This window comes from Paracoccus laeviglucosivorans (assembly GCF_900182695.1).
Classification (GTDB): domain Bacteria; phylum Pseudomonadota; class Alphaproteobacteria; order Rhodobacterales; family Rhodobacteraceae; genus Paracoccus; species Paracoccus laeviglucosivorans.
In genome coordinates, this window is record NZ_FXTK01000001.1 from 118,515 (window position 1) to 135,572 (window position 17,058).

14 protein-coding genes and 1 tRNA gene are annotated in these 17,058 nt (G+C 63.6%); 2 read left to right on the forward strand and 13 right to left on the reverse strand.

Going from position 1 to position 17,058, the window contains the following annotated elements; all coding sequences use genetic code 11:
- Nucleotides 1–80 precede the first annotated feature (80 nt).
- The 5 genes from FN835_RS00650 to rpmH are packed head-to-tail and all read right to left on the reverse strand — an operon-like array spanning nt 81 to nt 3,193.
- On the reverse strand, nt 81–1,340 hold the full coding sequence (locus FN835_RS00650) for an EAL domain-containing protein (protein WP_142661256.1): 1,260 nt from the start codon (nt 1,338–1,340) through the stop codon (nt 81–83).
- A 60-nt stretch (nt 1,341–1,400) separates the two neighbouring features.
- A complete protein-coding gene (ttcA, locus tag FN835_RS00655; protein WP_142661257.1) occupies nt 1,401–2,294 on the reverse strand; it encodes a tRNA 2-thiocytidine(32) synthetase TtcA in 894 nt (297 codons plus the stop codon).
- Nucleotides 2,295–2,350: 56 nt separating this feature from the next.
- Nucleotides 2,351–2,587, reverse strand: a complete 237-nt coding sequence (gene yidD / locus FN835_RS00660) for a membrane protein insertion efficiency factor YidD (protein ID WP_142661258.1) — start codon at nt 2,585–2,587, stop codon at nt 2,351–2,353.
- Nucleotides 2,584–3,024, reverse strand: coding sequence for a ribonuclease P protein component (gene rnpA, locus FN835_RS00665; RefSeq protein WP_142661259.1), 441 nt, complete (start codon nt 3,022–3,024; stop codon nt 2,584–2,586). The genes yidD and rnpA overlap by 4 nt, the downstream gene beginning before the upstream one ends.
- Before the next feature lie 31 nt (nt 3,025–3,055).
- A complete protein-coding gene (gene rpmH / locus FN835_RS00670; protein ID WP_036742148.1) occupies nt 3,056–3,193 on the reverse strand; it encodes a 50S ribosomal protein L34 in 138 nt (45 codons plus the stop codon).
- Between the two features lie 239 nt (nt 3,194–3,432).
- Here rpmH and FN835_RS00675 point away from each other — a divergent pair, with 239 nt between their 5' ends.
- Complete coding sequence (locus tag FN835_RS00675) at nt 3,433–4,863, forward strand: sensor histidine kinase (protein WP_142661260.1); 1,431 nt, start codon at nt 3,433–3,435, stop codon at nt 4,861–4,863.
- Between the two features lie 104 nt (nt 4,864–4,967).
- Nucleotides 4,968–5,044: transfer RNA gene (locus tag FN835_RS00680), tRNA-Arg, on the forward strand.
- A gap of 122 nt (nt 5,045–5,166) precedes the next feature.
- On the opposite strand, the gene FN835_RS00685 is transcribed toward FN835_RS00680, so the two are convergent.
- From FN835_RS00685 to FN835_RS00720, 8 genes are all read right to left on the reverse strand, one after another.
- On the reverse strand, nt 5,167–5,862 hold the full coding sequence (locus FN835_RS00685) for a response regulator transcription factor (protein WP_142661261.1): 696 nt from the start codon (nt 5,860–5,862) through the stop codon (nt 5,167–5,169).
- Nucleotides 5,859–8,558: a sensor histidine kinase gene (locus tag FN835_RS00690; protein ID WP_142661262.1), complete on the reverse strand. Its 2,700-nt coding sequence runs from the start codon at nt 8,556–8,558 to the stop codon at nt 5,859–5,861. Before FN835_RS00690 ends, FN835_RS00685 begins: the two co-directional genes overlap by 4 nt.
- Nucleotides 8,559–8,713: 155 nt before the next feature.
- Complete coding sequence (kdpC, locus tag FN835_RS00695) at nt 8,714–9,277, reverse strand: potassium-transporting ATPase subunit KdpC (RefSeq protein WP_142661263.1); 564 nt, start codon at nt 9,275–9,277, stop codon at nt 8,714–8,716.
- A 10-nt stretch (nt 9,278–9,287) separates the two neighbouring features.
- Nucleotides 9,288–11,327 (reverse strand): potassium-transporting ATPase subunit KdpB, encoded by a 2,040-nt coding sequence (gene kdpB / locus FN835_RS00700; RefSeq protein WP_142661264.1) that lies wholly within the window; start codon nt 11,325–11,327, stop codon nt 9,288–9,290.
- A gap of 54 nt (nt 11,328–11,381) precedes the next feature.
- Nucleotides 11,382–13,070 (reverse strand): potassium-transporting ATPase subunit KdpA, encoded by a 1,689-nt coding sequence (gene kdpA / locus FN835_RS00705; protein WP_142661265.1) that lies wholly within the window; start codon nt 13,068–13,070, stop codon nt 11,382–11,384.
- A 12-nt stretch (nt 13,071–13,082) separates the two neighbouring features.
- On the reverse strand, nt 13,083–13,172 hold the full coding sequence (gene kdpF / locus FN835_RS00710; protein ID WP_142661266.1) for a K(+)-transporting ATPase subunit F: 90 nt from the start codon (nt 13,170–13,172) through the stop codon (nt 13,083–13,085).
- Nucleotides 13,173–13,450: 278 nt separating this feature from the next.
- Nucleotides 13,451–15,694, reverse strand: a complete 2,244-nt coding sequence (gene ptsP / locus FN835_RS00715) for a phosphoenolpyruvate--protein phosphotransferase (protein ID WP_142661267.1) — start codon at nt 15,692–15,694, stop codon at nt 13,451–13,453.
- Between the two features lie 31 nt (nt 15,695–15,725).
- Entirely contained in the window at nt 15,726–16,985 is a 1,260-nt protein-coding gene (locus FN835_RS00720; protein WP_142661268.1) for an aspartate kinase, read from the reverse strand.
- Nucleotides 16,986–17,058: the final 73 nt, after the last annotated feature.

The following is a 17,058-nucleotide window of genomic DNA, read 5'->3' on the forward strand; positions in this document are numbered from 1 at the left end:
TGGAAATCCCGCAACACGTCCCCGACCCCGACCTGCCAAAGCGGCAGCGCAGGTGGCAAAGCCCGCTTTTCCAGCGTCCATCATGTCCGCCTTTGCAAATCGGGCAGCGGCGTTGCGGCAGGGCCATGACCGCATAGAAATTCGCCTATCTGGGCCGCAGTCATGCAGGGCGCGACTGCGCTGCCCTGCACCCCGCTAAATCCGATCTGCGACAGGAAGCCCCGTTCTTCCAGCGTGGTCACGCCATCAGCCAGCGTCTCAAGGCCCAGATGCTCGGCCAGGGCAAGAATGGCCAGGATCATGCGCTGCTGATCGGGGCGGTTGTCGCAGCCAGCCGTGAAGCTGCGCCCGATGCGCACGCGACCAACCCCGAACATGCGCAGGTCATCCAACCCGCCATTGCCCGTTCCGAAATCGCCAAAGGCCAGACGGCATCCCGCCTCGGCAAGGCGCATCAGCCCGGCGCTGGCAGGCATCCGCCCCGCGCGGCCCCCGATGGGCGCAATCACCTCGACCTCAAGCCGGTCGGTCGGCAGTTGCAGCCTGCGCATTTCACCAAGGATGGCATCTGCGGTTGCGGGGTCAGCCAGATCCTGATCCGCGATCGGCAAGGACAGGAAGGGCACATCAAGCCCGCGCTGGTCCCACGTCTTCAACGCCTCCAACCCCTGACGCAGGATGATGCGCAAGGCCCGCGCCGAGGCTGCGGGGTCAAGGCGCGAATGATGATCCTCCATCTCCAGCAGGCCCAGTTGCGGGTGATCGATCTGGACCAGAATGCGCAGGGCAAGCAACCGCCCGGTGTCGCAACACATCTGCGGCTGAAACAGCGCGCGCAGATATTCGGGCAGGAATATCGGCGGGGCGTCGGCCACATCTTCGCTGTCCGAGGCGCGGTATTCGACGAACCGCACCTGTGTCGCGTGCGAAAGCGGGCTGCTTGCGGCGACTGCCATGCGTGCCTGCATCAAAAGCTTAGACGGATCGGCGCGCCCGGATATCAGGACCGCGTTGATCACGGGCATGACGGTCAATTCACCCAGATCCAGCGGCCTGCGACAGATCGAGCCAAGCTGCGCCAGCTGCTTTGGCACATCGGACGCACCGGACGGCAGGAAACCATGCAATTCCGTAAGGCCCGGATGGCGACAATGCTGCACCATCCCCAGTTCGGTCGTCAGCCGCCGCGAGATCATATCGACCATGCGATCCAGCAGCACCGGCCCAAGGCTTGCGCGCAAAAGATCACCGTTTTCGACACGCAGCACCAGCGCATTGCGCGGCGCGGCCCTGCCTGCCCCTAACCAGCGCAATATCACCGACCTGATTCCGTAAGCCATTTTCCGTTCCGAATCGTGTTTCCCGACCCGAAGCCTAGGTTCGCGATACTTTTCGTTCCGTTAAAGTTCGCGCAAAACCGGCACGTCCGTAGCGGCTATTTCGCTAAAATTCGATGGATCCAGCGCGCTGAAATCGAACAGTTTCGGATCCGGCAGATGCGAGGGGCGCACGTTCATCAGCGCCCGGAACATCACCTGACGCCTGCCGGGGCTGCGGCTTTCCCATTCGTCCAGCAGCTTTTTCACCTGCATCCGCTGCAGACCTTCCTGCGAACCGCACAGATCGCAGGGGATCACCGGATAGTTCATCGCGCGGGAAAACCGTTCGCAATCCGCCTCGGCGATAAAGGCCAGGGGGCGCAGGACGTTCAGATCGCCTTCCTCGTTCAGCAGTTTGGGTGGCATCGACGCCAACCGCCCGCCATGGAACAGGTTCATGAAGAACGTCTCAAGGATGTCGTCGCGGTGATGGCCCAGCACGATGGCCTGGCACCCCTCTTCGCGAGCGATGCGATACAGGTTGCCGCGGCGCAGACGCGAACACAGCGCGCAATAGGTGCGGCCTTCGGGGACCTTTTCCTTCACGATGGAATAGGTGTCCTGATATTCGATCCGATGGGCAACCTGACGGTCGGTCAGGAACTCCGGCAACACCGTCGCGGGAAAGCCCGGCTGTCCCTGATCCAGATTGCAGGCCAGCAGCTCGACCGGCAAAAGCCCGCGCCATTTCAGTTCGTGCAGCACGGCCAGCAGCGTGTAGCTGTCCTTACCGCCCGACAGGCAGACCAGCCATTTGTCGCCGGGGCGGATCATGTCATAGGTTTCGATCGCGGCGCGGGTTTCGCGCACCAGACGCTTGCGCAGCTTGCGAAACTCGGTCGAGGTCGGGGCGCCGCGAAACAGCGGATGGATGTCCTCAAGCGAATCGTCGTGGCTGTCGAGTTCGTCCCGCATGGCTTGTCGTCCTGTTGGCGCTGTTCAAAGGTTCATATCACGGCAGGCGGCGGGCGTCAGTCCCGCGACTTGCGTTCTGGCACGGGGTCGAAACCATGACCGCCCCAAGGGTGGCAGCGGCAGATGCGCCGGACCATCAGATAGCCGCCCTTGACCGCGCCATGCCGCTCCAGCGCCTCAAGCGCATAGGCAGAGCAGGTGGGCTGAAAGCGGCAGCCATGCCCGACCCAAGGACTGGCGACCAGCCGATAGGCGCGGACCGGCAGCGCGACGATATGGGCCAGCGGGGTCATTTGCGCGCGTCGTGGATACGCGACAGCGCCTGTTCCAGATCGCGCTTCAGATCGGCAAAGTCGCGCTCGATGGTGGCGCCGGGGCGACCGACCAGCACATAGTCCCAGCCCGGTCGCGCCATGCCCGTCAACACCTCATGCGCCAGCGCACGCAGGCGACGCTTGGCGCGATTGCGGGCCACGGCATTGCCGATCTTCTTGGAACAGGTGAAGCCCACGCGCACCGCGTCCTGGCCATCATCGCGCTTGCGGGCCTGCAGCAAAAAGCCTTGCGTCCCTTGCCTGCGGGCCTGCGCCGCGCGCAGGAAATCGGCCCGCTTGCGCAGGGTCTCCGGCTTCGGAGGCTTGGCACCCCCTGAAATGCCGGAAGCCGCCCCGACCGGTTGCCCTTGCGGGCTGGTCCGGTCAGCGGCGGCATCTTCGGCAGCCTGATCCATCAGCTTCGCCTGACGCCTTGCGGCGACGGGCTTATGCGCTGAGCGACTTGCGGCCTTTGGCGCGGCGCGCGTTCAGCACGCGGCGGCCGCCTTTGGTCGCCATGCGCGCGCGGAAGCCGTGACGGCGGGCGCGAACCAGGTTCGACGGCTGGAAAGTGCGTTTCGACATCTTCAAACTCCGGGTCAAGGCGTGTCAGGGTATGGGCATACGGCCCACGCAAGACGCGCCGGTCAATTCAAGAGCCGCTGCATAGTCGCAGCCCGCTGCCAAGTCAACCATCTTGGACGCGATTTCGGACGGGCTTCGGGGCATGGGAACCGTTCCGTGGTCACGCAGGTTTGAACTGCAAGCCCGCAACCATTATGTGGGTTGCAACGCCACGGAACGGGGTGGAATACAAGGTTGATATGTCCCTGAATACCCTTTCCGGGCGGTTCGCGGTCCTGACCGGGATCTTCGTGCTTCTGGCCGAATTGCTGATCCTGCTGCCATCGCTTGCGAACTATCGTCTGGATTTCCTCGAATCGCGTCTTGAACGCGCGCAGATCGCCAGCCTCGCGCTGCTTGCGACGGATGAGTCGCTTGCCTCGGACCTTGAATCCGAGCTGCTGGAGAATGCGGGCGTCTTCAACGTGGTGCTGCGGCGCAACGATGTGCGCCAGCTGGTGCTGTCATCGCCCATACCCGGCCCCATCGCCGCGACCTATGACTTGCGCGAACAGCCCTTCCTGACCTCGGCCAGCGATGCGCTGGCACAGTTGATGGACCCGCAGAATCAGGTGATCCGCGTGATCGGCGCCCCGGTGAACCAAGCCGGCCAGCTGATCGAGATCACGATGGACACCAAGCAATTGCGGATCGAGATGATCGATTACGGGCTGCGGCTGCTGTTCATCTCGGCCGCGTTCTCGATTCTGACGGCACTGCTTTTGAACGTCGCGGCCCAGCGGATGCTGCTGGTGCCCATCCGGCGTGTCATCAGCCACATGACCGCCTATGCCAACGCGCCCGAAGACGCGCGTTCGATCATCACGCCATCTGCGCGGCTGGCCGAGCTGAACGAGGCCGAGGCGTCACTGGCCGCAATGCAGACCACGGTGACCTCGGCCTTGCGGCAAAAGGCGCGGCTGGCGCAGCTGGGCCAAGCCGTCGCCCGCATCAGCCACGATCTGCGCAATATCCTGACCACAGCGCAGATCTTCGCCGACCGGCTTGAGACCAGCGAAGACCCCGCCGTGCGCCGCGCCGCGCCCAAGCTGGTCAATTCGATCAGCCGCGCGGTGAACCTGTGCGAAACCACGCTGGCCTTCGGCAAGGCCGAGGAGCCCGCGCCATCGCTGTCGCGCTTCAACCTGTCGGCACTGGTCGCCGAGGTGACCGAGGCCGAGGCGCTGGCCGCCGACCGCGTGGACGGTGCGGGGCATATCGAATTCCTGACCGACGTGCCGCCGGGCCTTATGATCCGCGCCGACCGCGACCAGTTGTTCCGCGTGCTGTCGAACCTGTCCCGCAACGCCCGCCAAGCAATCGAGGCGACGCGCAAACCCGGCACCATCGAAATCGGCGCGGGCGAGGATGAACAGGAATGGTTCATACGCGTCGGCGATACCGGCCCCGGCCTGCCGAAAAAGGCGCGGGACTTTCTGTTCCAGCCTTTTTCGGGCGGGTCGCGCAAGGGCGGCACGGGGTTGGGTCTGGCCATTGCCGCCGATCTGGTGCGCAACCACGGCGGACGGCTGGAGCTTTTGCGCAGCGACGAAGACGGCACGCAGTTCTGCCTGCACCTGCCGCGCGAGCTTGCTGGCGTTGCCTTGCGCGACGGCCCGATCAGCGAATAGTGCCGCCTTTCCGGGGGTGGCAAAGTTTTTCGACCGATTTCAGAAAAACTTCATTTTTTGCCTTGCACCCCCCCGGCACTGTCTCTAGATAACCGCCTCACAGCGGACCCATAGCTCAGCTGGATAGAGCACCAGACTACGAATCTGGGGGTCGGGCGTTCGAATCGCTCTGGGTCCGCCATTTATTTCTGCCGGTTGGCAGATGGCAAAATCTCCGAAAATTCTGGAAAATCAGCGATCTGATTGCTGGATTTCACGTGCCTTCGACAGCACGGCGGCATCACTGCCGATGTGCCCCGCGCGTCACTGATCCGCTTCGCGCAGACGATACCCCACGCCCGTCTCGGTCGAGATATAGGTCGGGCAATCGGCGTCATCTTCAAGCTTCTGGCGCAATTGGCGGACATAGACGCGCAGATATTGCACCTCTCCGGTATTGCCCCAGACATGCGACAGCAGATGTTGATGCGTGATGACCTTGCCCGCGTGCTGCACCAGAATGCGCAGGATTTCGTATTCCTTGGGGGAAAGCTTCACCTCGCGTTCCCCGATCCTGACAATGCGACGCACCAGATCGACCGATAGCGCACCCGTCTGAAATATCGGCTTTTCGCCGTGCTGTTGCAGCCGGTGGCGCAGCGCCACGCGAATGCGGGCGGCGATTTCCTTCATGCCAAAGGGTTTGGTCACGTAATCGTCGGCCCCCAGTTCCAGTGCCTTGACGATCCCCCCCTCATCCGTGCGGCTGGACAGGATGATGACTGGCAGTTCCAGCGCATCGGCCCGCCAGCGTTCCAGCAGGTCATGCCCCTGCAGGTCCGGCAGACCCAGATCCAGCAAGATAAGATCAGGCCGTTCCGACAGCACCAGTTCGCGGGCTTCGCGGCCGTTGCGCGCCTCGATCACGGCATAGCCCTCGGCGGTCAGTCCGGTGCGCAGCAGGCGGCGGATGGGCTGTTCGTCATCGACCACAAGCACCTTTACGTCATTCAGGCTCATGCTTGTATCTCCGGTTCCTTGTCATCATCGGGAATTGGCAGGCGGATCGTGAAGACCGCGCCGCTGTGGTCGCGGCGGTTGGATGCGCGGATCGTGCCGCCCATCGCCTCGACAAAACCGCGGCAGATGGCAAGGCCAAGGCCCGTGCCCGCCAAAATCTGATCGGTCTTTCGCACGCGATAGAAGATGTCGAAAATCCGTTCCAGATCGGGCTCTGGGATGCCCGGCCCTTCGTCGCGGATCTGCAGCGTGACATGACTGCCGTCGCGCCACGCGTCGATGCCGATCCCGGTCTGGGCGGGCGCATATTTCGCAGCATTGTCCAGCAGGTTGAACAGCACCTGTTCGAACAGCACCGGGTCCAGACGCAAAAGCGGCAGCGCGGGCGGCAGCGTGACCTGCACGCGATGCCCGGCAAGGATCGTCTGCGCCCGGCGCAGGACCGCCCCCACCATTTCATCCAGGTAAACCGGCAAGGCATTGGGCGCAGTCATCCCGCTTTCGATGCGTGTCATGTCCAGCAGATTGGCGATGAAACGGTTCAGCCGCTCGGATTCCTCGATCACGGTGGCCAGCAGGTCGCGGCGGCTTTCGTCCGGCAGTTCATCCGAATAATCGCTAAGCATCCCCGCCGCCCCCATGATCCCCGCCAAAGGCGTGCGCAGATCATGCGAGATCGAGGTCAGCAGCGCGGATCGCAGCTTGTCCGTTTCAGCCACCAGGCGGGCCTGATCCAGATCATCGACAAGCTGGATGCGTTCGATGGCCAGCGCGGCCTGATCGGCCAGCGCGTCGAACAGGCGGCTTTGATCGGGGGTCAGCAAGGGGCCGCTGCGGTCATTGTCCAGCCCCACCACGCCCACGGTCATCCGCCCGGTACGCAGCGGCAAATACAGCCTGCGTGCGCCCGGCAGCGTATCGGCCCCCCGCCCGGCGGGCAGGTTATGCGCAAACGCCCATTGCGCCGCCGCGATGTCGGCATCGTCAAGCGTGTCGTCGGGGGGAAAGCCCGCGCGGACGGTGACTTTATCGCCTTCGGGCAGCAGCAGCACGGTGTTGACGCACAGCATCGTCGCCATCTGGTTCACGGTGACCCACAGCACGTCGTCCAGCGTGCCCGCAACCGAAAGCCGCTTGGAAAACAGATACAGGCTTTCCGTGGTGCGTGCCCGGATGCGCGCCGCCCGCGCCTGCCGGTGGACCCGCGCCGTCAGGTTCGAGGTGATCGCAGCGGCACCCAGAAAGAATACCAGCGCCACCACGCTTTCGGGATCGCGGATCGCCAGCGTGTAAAGCGGGTCCAGAAAGAAATAGTTATAAGCCAGCGCCCCCAGCACCGAGGCGAATAGCGCAGGCATCAGCCCCGCCGTCGCAGCCGAGGTCAGAACCGCCATCAGAAAGACCAGCCCGATATTGCGCACGTCGAAAATGCGGGTCAGCGCCGCCCCGGTCAGAACGGCAATCGCGGTGTAAAGCACCGCCTGCAGATAGGGCAGCAGCGAAAGTTCCCGCGGCAGGGCAAAGGTCATGGCCCGCGTGGGCGGACGCTCGCGTTCCCGGCCCGCGACGACATGCACGTTCAGATCGCGCGCCTGCCGGATCAGCTCGGTCGAGACCGAGCCGCGCAGCCATTCCTGCCAACGCGGCTTTTCGGTGCGGCCGACGATGACATGGCTGAAATTATGGGTCAGCGCGTGGCGCAGGATTTCACGCACCACGCCCTGCCCCGGCAGGGTCACGGCCTCTCCGCCCAGTTGCTCGGCCAGACGCAGGGTGCTGGCGATGCGGTCTTTTTGCGGATCGGCCAGCCTGATGTCCTGCGCAAGCTCGACATGCAGCGCGGTCCAGCTTGCCCGCATCCGGTCCGCCTGCCGCTTGGCGTAACGCACCAAAGCCGGACCCCGCGCGCTGGCATCGATGCAGACAAGGATGCGGTCGCCACTGGGCCACGGGCCGCGCACGCCATGCGCCTGCATGTGGTTCAGCAATTGCGCATCGACCCGCTGCGCGGTGCGCCGCAAGGCCAGTTCCCGCAAGGCAGTCAGGTTGCCGGGTGAAAAATAGTTCTGGATCGCGCGCTTTGCGGTGCGGGGCAGATAGACCTTGCCCTCGTGCAGGCGCTTGATCAGATCGTCGGGGGTCAGGTCGATGATCTCGATATCGTCGGCGCGGTCCAGAATGGAATCCGGCACCGTCTCTCGGACGCGGATGCGGGTGATCTGGGCCACCACATCGTTCAGGCTTTCGACATGCTGGATGTTCAGGGTCGTATAGACATCGATGCCCCGGTCCAGCAGCTCCAGCACATCAAGGTATCGCTTGGGATGGCGGCTTCCCGGCGCGTTGGTATGGGCCAGTTCGTCCACCAGCGCCAAACGGGGCGCGCGGGCGATGATGGCGTCCAGATCCATCTCCTCAAGCGTCTGGCAGCGATATAAGGTCTGTTTGCGCGGGATGATCTGAAACCCGCCCAGCAGCGCCGCCGTTTCGGCACGGCCATGCGTTTCGACCACGCCGATGACGACATCCTGCCCGTCAGCCAGCAATGCCCGGCCCGATTCCAGCATCTCATAGGTTTTGCCGACACCGGGGGCCGAGCCAAGAAAGACCTTCAGCCGTCCGCGCGTTTCTTGCGCCGCGCGTTCCAGAAGCGCGTCGGGGGACGGGCGGTGGGTTTCGTTATCGGGATCAGGCATCCGGGTTCATTTGCGTTCGGTTCAATGCCGATATGTCATCGTTGATGCGTAAGGATTCGAGACGGATCTGCGTGCTTTGAAATAGGATCTTTATAAAGATCGCGACGTCGGCGCGTAAAAGTGCCCCCGAAAATCTTATCGGGGGCACTGCTGCTTTAGGGGCGCGCGTCCAGCGAAAGGTTCAGTTCCAGCACGTTCACCACGGGTTCCCCCAGCACGCCCAGCAGGCGCGGCTGGACGTGACCTGCGACCAGCGCCCGCACGGCATCGGGCGACATGCCACGCGCCTGCGCCACGCGGTCCACCTGATAAAGCGCGGCCTCGGGGGTGATATGCGGATCAAGCCCGCTGCCCGAGGTGGTGACCAGCTCGACGGGCGGCGTCTGGCCGCCGTTTTCGGCTTTCAGGCGCTGCGTATCCGCCGCGACCCGCGCGACCAGCGCCGCACTTGTGGGCCCCAGGTTCGATCCGCTGGAAGCTGCGGCATCATAGCCGTCCCCGGCAGCCGAGGGGCGCGGGTGGAAATAACCCGCCCCCGTGAACCCCTGCCCGATCAGGGCCGAGCCGACGACCTTGCCATCGCGTTCGATCAGGCTGCCATTGGCTTGCGTCGGGAACATTGCCTGCGCGATGCCGGTGACGGCCAGCGGATAGGCAAGACCTGTGATGACGGTGAACGCGCCGATCATGCACAGCGCCGGACGAAGATGTTTCAGCATACCGGCCTCCTTAGACCAGACCCATGGCAGAGATCGCCATGTCGATGAACTTGATCCCGGCAAAGGGCACCAGAATGCCGCCAAGCCCATAGACCAGCAGATTGCGCGACAGCAGCGCGCCTGCGCCGATGGCGCGGTATTTGACGCCCTGCAGCGATAGCGGGATCAGCGCGACGATGATCAGCGCGTTGAAGATGATCGCCGACAGGATCGCGCTTTCGGGGCTGGCCAGCCCCATGACGTTCAGGCCCGACAGTTGCGGATAAAACGCCAGAAACATCGCCGGGATGATCGCGAAGTATTTGGCGATGTCATTGGCGATGCTGAACGTGGTCAGCGCGCCGCGTGTCATCAGCAGTTGCTTGCCGATTTCCACCACCTCGATCAGCTTGGTGGGGTCGCTGTCCAGATCGACCATATTGCCCGCTTCGCGCGCGGCGACAGTGCCAGTATTCATGGCGACGCCCACATCGGCCTGCGCCAGCGCAGGGGCGTCATTGGTGCCGTCGCCGCACATCGCGACCAGCTTGCCCTTGGCCTGTTCCTGCCGGATCAGATCCAGCTTCATTTCGGGCGTCGCCTGGGCAAGGAAATCGTCCACGCCCGCCTCGGCGGCGATGGCGGCGGCGGTCATGGGGTTGTCGCCGGTGATCATCACCGTGCGGATGCCCATGCGGCGCAATTCGGCAAAACGTTCGCGGATGCCGCCTTTCACGATGTCCTTAAGATAGATCACCCCCAGCAGCCTGCCGTCGCGGACCACGGCCAAAGGCGTGCCGCCCTGTTTGGCGATGTCATCGGCGATGCGCTGCAATTCGCGGGTATCCTGACGGATGGTGGGATCAAGCTGGCGCAGCACAGCTTCGACCGCACCCTTGCGGATCGAGCTGCCATCCACATCGACACCGCTGATGCGGGTCTGTGCGGTAAAGGGCACGAATTGCGCATTCAGACTGGCCATGTCACGGCCACGGATGCCATATTTCTCTTTGGCCAGAACGGTGATGGAGCGGCCCTCGGGCGTCTCGTCCGCCAAGGACGCAAGCTGCGCCGCGTCGGCCAGCTCAAGTTCGGTGATACCGCGCAGCGGGCGGAACTCGGCCGCCTGCCGGTTGCCCAGCGTGATCGTGCCGGTCTTGTCCAGCAGCAGCGTGTCAACATCGCCCGCCGCCTCGACCGCGCGGCCCGACATCGCCAGCACGTTGAAACGCACCAGCCGGTCCATGCCCGCGATACCGATGGCCGACAGCAGCGCGCCGATCGTCGTGGGGATCAGCGTCACGAACAGCGCAACCAGCACGATGACCGGCACCTGCCCGCCCGCATAGCCGGCAAAGCTGGGGATGGTCACGACAGCCAGCACAAAGATCAGCGTCATCCCGGCCAGCAGGATGTTCAGCGCGATTTCATTCGGGGCCTTTTGCCGCTCGGCCCCTTCGACCAGCGCGATCATCTTGTCGATGAAGGTGGAGCCCGCGGCGGCGGTGATGCGGACCTTGATCCAGTCCGACAGCACCTGCGTGCCCCCGGTGACGGCGCTGCGGTCGCCGCCGGATTCGCGGATGACAGGGGCGCTTTCGCCTGTGATTGCGGCTTCGTTCACCGATGCCACGCCTGCGATCACCTCGCCATCCGACGGGATGATGTCGCCCGGTTCGACCAGCACAACGTCGCCCGGTTTCAGGCTGTTGCCGGGAACGATGCGGAAATCACCGCCTTCGGACAGCAGCTTGGCCTGCGTTTCGCTGCGCGTCCTGCGCAGGGATTCCGCCTGCGCCTTGCCACGACCTTCGGCGACGGCCTCGGCGAAATTGGCGAACAGAACCGTGAACCACAGCCAAGCCACGACCTGCACCGAAAAACCCGTACGCTCGGCCCCGGTCAGCAGGTCGCGCAGCAGCAGGACCGTGGTCAGCGCCGAGACGACGGCGACGACGAACATCACCGGATTGCGGGCAAGCGACCTTGGATCAAGCTTGCGGAATGCGTCCCCAATGGCGGGGACAAGGATGCGGGCATCGAACATGCGCGCGGAATTGGACTGGTCCATGAAAGACTCCAGCGGAAGGGATATGGGCCGCCGCGCGTGGGGCGGCCCGCAGGTTCAGAAGGTCTGGCCCAGAGTCATCGCCAGATGCTCGACCACGGGGCCAAGGGCCAGGGCGGGGAAAAAGGTCAGCCCGCCCACGATCAGCGTGATGCCGATGACAAGGCCGATGAACAACGGCCCGGTCGTCGGCAGCGTTCCCGCCGATGCGGGCACGGTCTTTTTCGCGGCCAGCGCGCCCGCAATCGCCAGCACCGGGATGATCAGCAGGAACCGCCCCGCCAACATCGCCAGACCCAGCGTGATGTTATAGAAAGGCGTATTGGCGCTGATGCCCGCAAAGGCCGAGCCATTGTTGTTCGCGGCCGAGGTGAAGGCATAAAGCGCCTCGGTGAAGCCATGCGGTCCGGCATCCTGCAGGCTGGACAGCCCCGCCGGGATCGCAACCGCGAGGGCCGTGAGGATCAGGACGGCAGCCGACGGGCCAAGCATGGCAAGAATGGCCATCTTGACCTCGCGCCCTTCGATCTTTTTGCCCAGATATTCCGGGGTGCGCCCGACCATCAGCCCCGCGATAAAGACCGAGACGATGGCATAGATCAGCACGCCATAGACGCCCGCGCCGATGCCACCCAAGGGCGGGATCATCATGAAGAACAAGGGCACCAGCCCGCCCAGCGGCATCATGCTGTCATGCATCCCGCTGACCGCCCCGGTCGAAGCCGAGGTCGTCACGACCGCAAACAGCGACGAAAGCGCGATGCCGAAACGGGTTTCCTTTCCCTCCATGTTGCCGCCAGCGAGGCCCAAGGCCGGGTTGCCCGCACCTTCGGCCCAATAGACGGCGACGATGCCCACAAGCACGATCACTCCGATCACGCCCAACAGCGCCCAGCCCTGACGCGGATTGCCGACCATGCGGCCAAAGACGTTCAGCATCGCCAGCGACACGGAAAAGATGCTGACCAGATGGATCAGGTTGGTCAGCGCTGTCGGGTTTTCGAACGGATGCGCGGCGTTGGCGTTGAAGAACCCGCCGCCATTCGTGCCCAGATGCTTGATCATCATTTGCGAGGCGACTGGCCCCTGCGCGATGGTCTGCTGCCCGCCCTCAAGCGTGGTGGCGACGGTATAGGCGCCCAAATTCTGCGGCACACCCTGCCAGACCAGCAGAAGGCTGCCGAGGATGCAGATGGGCAGCAGCACGTAAAGCGTGGCGCGCGTCAGGTCGACCCAGAAATTCCCGACCGTCCGACTGTCGGCGCGGGCAAAGCCCCGGATGATCGCCATGGCCCCCGCCATGCCGACAGCGGCAGAAACGAAGTTCTGCACCGTCAGGCCCGACATCTGGGTCAGATAGCTCATCGTGGCCTCGCCGACATAGCCCTGCCAGTTGGTGTTGGTCATAAAGCTGATGGCGGTGTTAAAGGCGCTGGTGGGTTCCACCGCGCCCATGCCTGCGGGGTTCAGGGGCAATCCGCCCTGCAGCCGCTGGATTGCGTAAAGCAGCCCAAAGCCCACGACGCTGAACATCAGCATCGCGGCCATATAATCGGTCCAATGCTGTTCGCGGTCGCGGTCGGTACCCGCGGCGCGGTAAAGGATCTGTTCGACCGGCAACAGAACGGGCGACAGCAACGTCCGCTCTCCGGTCATGACACGGGTGATATAGCCGCCAAGCGGTCGGATAAGGGCGACGGCGATCCCAAGGAAAATCAGGATCTGCACCCAGCCGTTGATCGTCATGTCAGCGCCCCCTTAGAACCGCTCGGGACGCACAAGGGCGTAAAGCAGATAACCCGCGACAAAGGCGGCGACCGCGCCGCCCAGCACATAATCAAGAAGCATCGCCGCCCCCTTACAGCTTGCTGCAAGCGGCGACATAGCCGTGCATCAGGGCAAAGAAGCCTGCCGCAATTGACAGAACCAGTAAGTCCATTTCCGTTCTCTCCGGTTGTGTCCGGCATCTTGGGAAAAGGCCGGATACGGAACCGTCCGGCACGCATCTGTCGCGGCACGGATCGGGATGGAACGGATATATGCCGGGGCCGCATAGTGCTTCGAGACGGGCGGCCAGCCCTTCTTATAGGAAATGCATAAAGGAAATGCCGACCGCGCGGCGGGGCTTACTGCCGCGCCAGCCAGTCGGTGACGGTCTGGCGCAGGTTCAATTCGCCCATCGCGCGGGCGTCGTCGATCACCCGCTTCAGTTCGGACAGATCGACCCGCCGGATCAGATGCTTGACCGGCCCGATCGAGGCCGGTCGCATCGACAACCGCCGGAATCCCAGCGCCGCGAATGTCACCGCCTCGATCGGGCGGCCCGCATCTTCGCCGCAGAATGACACCGGCACGCGCGCATCGTCGCAGCGTTGCAGGATCTGCTCCAGCAGGTTGATAAAGGACGTGGCCAGCGTGTCGTAGCGCCGCCTGACCCGCTCATTCTCGCGGTCAGCGGCAAAGAAGAACTGCTTCAGATCGTTGCCGCCGACCGAGATGAAATCGCACATCTCGAAGAACTTCTTGGGCGCAAATGCCAGCGATGGCGTCTCAAGCATCGCGCCGACCCGCACATCGGTCGGCATGGGATGGCCCAGCCGCTGTTCGCGGGCAATCTGCTCCATCAGCAGGCGATGGGCTTCCTCGAATTCGGGCATCTCGGTGACGAATGGGAACATCACGTAAAGCGGGCGCCCGACAGCAGCGCGGATCAATGCCTGCAACTGCATCCGCAGGACGCCGCGTTTGTCCAGACCCACACGGATCGCGCGCCAACCCATCGCGGGGTTAGGCTCATCCTGGGGCTTCATATAGGGCAGCACCTTGTCCGAGCCGATGTCCAGCGTGCGGAACATCACCGGCTTGCCATGCGCATTGTCCAGCACATGCGAATAAAGTGAGGCCAGCTCACCCCGGCGCGGCACGCGCGTCCGGGCCAGAAACTGCAATTCGGTGCGGAACAGCCCCACCCCTTCGGCGCCCGAGCTTTCAAGGCTGGGCAGATCGGCCATCAGCCCGGCATTCATGTAAAGCCCGACGGTCGTTCCGCATTTCGCCGTGGCGGGCAGGTCGCGCAGTCCGGCGTAACGGCTTTGCGCCTCGGCCTGCATGGCCATCTTGTCGCGGAACGCATTGGCCACCGATTCCTCGGGGCGCAGATGGACGATGCCCATATCGCCATCGACAAGGATCTGATCGCCGTTCAGCGCCTCGGATATGATACGCTCGGCGTGGATGACCAGCGGGATCGCCAGCGCGCGCGCGACAACAGCGGCATGGCTTCCGACCGAGCCCTCTTCCAGCACGACGCCCTTGAGCTTGCGGCCGTAATCCAGCAGCTCGGCCGGGCCGATATTGCGCGCGACAAGGATGGGGTTTTCCGGCATCTCGGCGCCGGTATCCTTGCCCTGCCCCGTCAGGATACGCAGCAGGCGGTTCGACAGGTCGTCCAGATCGTGCAGCCGGTCCCGCAGATAGGGGTCCGCGGCGCTTTCCAGCCGCGACCGGGCCTGACTTTGTTCCTTTTCGACCGCGGCCTCGGCGGACAGGCCAAGGTCGATCGTTTCCTCCATCCGGCGCAGCCAGCTGCGCGAATGGGCGAACATGCGGTATGTCTCCATGACCTCGGCACCGTCGCCGCGCCCCATGTCCGTCGCGGCAAGCATCGAATCGACGGTCGTGCGCAGCATGGCGACGGCTTCGATCAACCGGGCCTTTTCCTTTAGCGGGTCTTCGCCCACCGGATTGGTCACGACGACACGCGGCTCATGCAGCCAGACCCGGCCCTCGGCCACGCCTTCCTGTCCCGTCGCGCCACGGAAAGCCGTGGGGAAACGGTGCGCCAACGGCATACTGTCGGATTGCGAACCAAGGAATGCGCCAAGCTCGGCCATTTCGGCCAGCACCATGGCGACCACATCAAGGCCATAAACTTCGTCTTCGGAAAACTGCCGCGCCTCGCGTGACTGGACGACCAGCACGCCCAGCTTTTCACCCACGCGCTGGATCGGCACGCCCAGAAAACTGGGGTAAACCTCTTCGCCGGTTTCGGCCATGTAGCGGAAACCGGGTTCGGCGGGGGCGTTTGCGGTGTTTACGTGCCGCCCCGTGCGGGCGACGCGCCCAACCAGCCCTTCGCCCAGACGCAGGCGCGTCTTGTGGACGGCGGCGGCGTTCAGACCTTCGGTAGCGCAAAGCTCCAAAGTGTCGGGATCGCGGAACAGATAGATCGAACAGACCTGCGTTCCCATGGAATCGGCGATGTGATGGGTGATCTGGTCAAGCCGGTCCTGACCACCACCCGGAGCCGCCAATGTCTCGCGCAGCCGCTGCAGCAGCTTGCGCGAGTCGCTGTCCTTGCGTTCGGCCAAACGATCCTCCGATCAAGGCCCGAGCTTTGGCTCAGGCCTTCTCAAGCTCGAAGGCATCATGCAGTGCCTGCACCGCGAGTTCCATATATTTGCGGTCGATCAACACCGAAATCTTGATCTCGCTGGTGGAGATGACCTTGATGTTCACGTTCTCGGTCGAAAGCGCGCTGAACATCTTGGCTGCGACACCTGCATGGCTGCGCATCCCGATGCCCACGACCGAAACCTTGGCCACGTCCTCGTCGATGATCAGCTCATCATACTGGATCGTGCCGGCGGTCTTGGCATCCTCCAGCGCCTTTTTGGCGCGGGCGACCTGATTGATCGGGCAGGAAAAGGTCATGTCCGTGACGGCGCCGGGATGCGCCTCGTCATAGTCCTTTTCCGAGATGTTCTGCACGATCATATCGACGTTGATGCCGGCGTCAGCCAGCGGCCCGAAGATCGCCGAGGCGACACCGGGGCGGTCTTCGATGGTGAACAGCGTGATCTTGGCCTCTTCGCGCGAAAAGGCGACGCCAGATACGACTTTCGATTCCATGATATCATCCTCGTCACAGACCAGGGTTCCAGAGTTCTCGTCCGTATCCTCGAACGACGACAGCACGCGCAGCTTGACCTTGTAGCGCATCGCCAGTTCGACGGAACGGGTTTGCAGCACCTTGGCACCAAGGCTGGCCAGTTCCAGCATCTCCTCAAAGGCGATGCGCTCCAGCTTGCGCGCCTTGGTCGTGATGCGCGGATCGGTCGTATAGATGCCATCGACATCGGTATAGATGTCGCAGCGTTCGGCCTTGAAGGCTGCGGCAAAGGCAACGGCGGTCGTGTCCGAACCGCCACGGCCCAGCGTGGTCACGCGACCTTCGGGCGACACGCCCTGAAAGCCCGCGACGACCGCAACCTTGAAACCTTCCGCGAATTTCGCGTTGATATTCTCGCGCGGAATGTCCACGAAACGCGCCGAGCTATGCGCGGCGGTCGTGTTGATCGGCACCTGCCAGCCCTGCCAGCTGCGCGCCGGAACATCCATTTCCTGCAAAGTCAGCGCCATCAGGCCAGCCGTGATGTTTTCGCCCGACGCGACGACGGCATCGTATTCGCGTGCATCGAACAAAGGCGAAGTCGCCTCGACCCAACCGACCAGCTCATTGGTTTTGCCCGACATTGCGCTGACGATGACGATCACGTCATAGCCACGCTCGACCTCGCGCTTGACCTTGGCGGCCGCATTCTTGATGCGGTCAAGGTCAGCAACCGAAGTGCCGCCGAATTTCATCACCAGAAGCGGCATTCCGTGCCCCCCAGCATCAAAACAATCATCGGGGCTTCTAGGAGGGGCCGGGGAAAAGGGCAAGGGCCGAAAA

What these genes read in the sequence shown, in the direction of transcription:
- FN835_RS00650 (WP_142661256.1), bottom strand. Translation starts at nt 1,340, where the DNA reads ATGGCTTACGGAATCAGGTCGGTGATATTGCGCTGGTTAGGGGCAGGC.
- ttcA (WP_142661257.1), bottom strand. Translation starts at nt 2,294, where the DNA reads ATGCGGGACGAACTCGACAGCCACGACGATTCGCTTGAGGACATCCAT.
- yidD (WP_142661258.1), bottom strand. Translation starts at nt 2,587, where the DNA reads ATGACCCCGCTGGCCCATATCGTCGCGCTGCCGGTCCGCGCCTATCGG.
- rnpA (WP_142661259.1), bottom strand. Translation starts at nt 3,024, where the DNA reads ATGGATCAGGCTGCCGAAGATGCCGCCGCTGACCGGACCAGCCCGCAA.
- rpmH (WP_036742148.1), bottom strand. Translation starts at nt 3,193, where the DNA reads ATGTCGAAACGCACTTTCCAGCCGTCGAACCTGGTTCGCGCCCGCCGT.
- FN835_RS00675 (WP_142661260.1), top strand. Translation starts at nt 3,433, where the DNA reads ATGTCCCTGAATACCCTTTCCGGGCGGTTCGCGGTCCTGACCGGGATC.
- FN835_RS00685 (WP_142661261.1), bottom strand. Translation starts at nt 5,862, where the DNA reads ATGAGCCTGAATGACGTAAAGGTGCTTGTGGTCGATGACGAACAGCCC.
- FN835_RS00690 (WP_142661262.1), bottom strand. Translation starts at nt 8,558, where the DNA reads ATGCCTGATCCCGATAACGAAACCCACCGCCCGTCCCCCGACGCGCTT.
- kdpC (WP_142661263.1), bottom strand. Translation starts at nt 9,277, where the DNA reads ATGCTGAAACATCTTCGTCCGGCGCTGTGCATGATCGGCGCGTTCACC.
- kdpB (WP_142661264.1), bottom strand. Translation starts at nt 11,327, where the DNA reads ATGGACCAGTCCAATTCCGCGCGCATGTTCGATGCCCGCATCCTTGTC.
- kdpA (WP_142661265.1), bottom strand. Translation starts at nt 13,070, where the DNA reads ATGACGATCAACGGCTGGGTGCAGATCCTGATTTTCCTTGGGATCGCC.
- kdpF (WP_142661266.1), bottom strand. Translation starts at nt 13,172, where the DNA reads ATGCTTCTTGATTATGTGCTGGGCGGCGCGGTCGCCGCCTTTGTCGCG.
- FN835_RS00720 (WP_142661268.1), bottom strand. Translation starts at nt 16,985, where the DNA reads ATGCCGCTTCTGGTGATGAAATTCGGCGGCACTTCGGTTGCTGACCTT.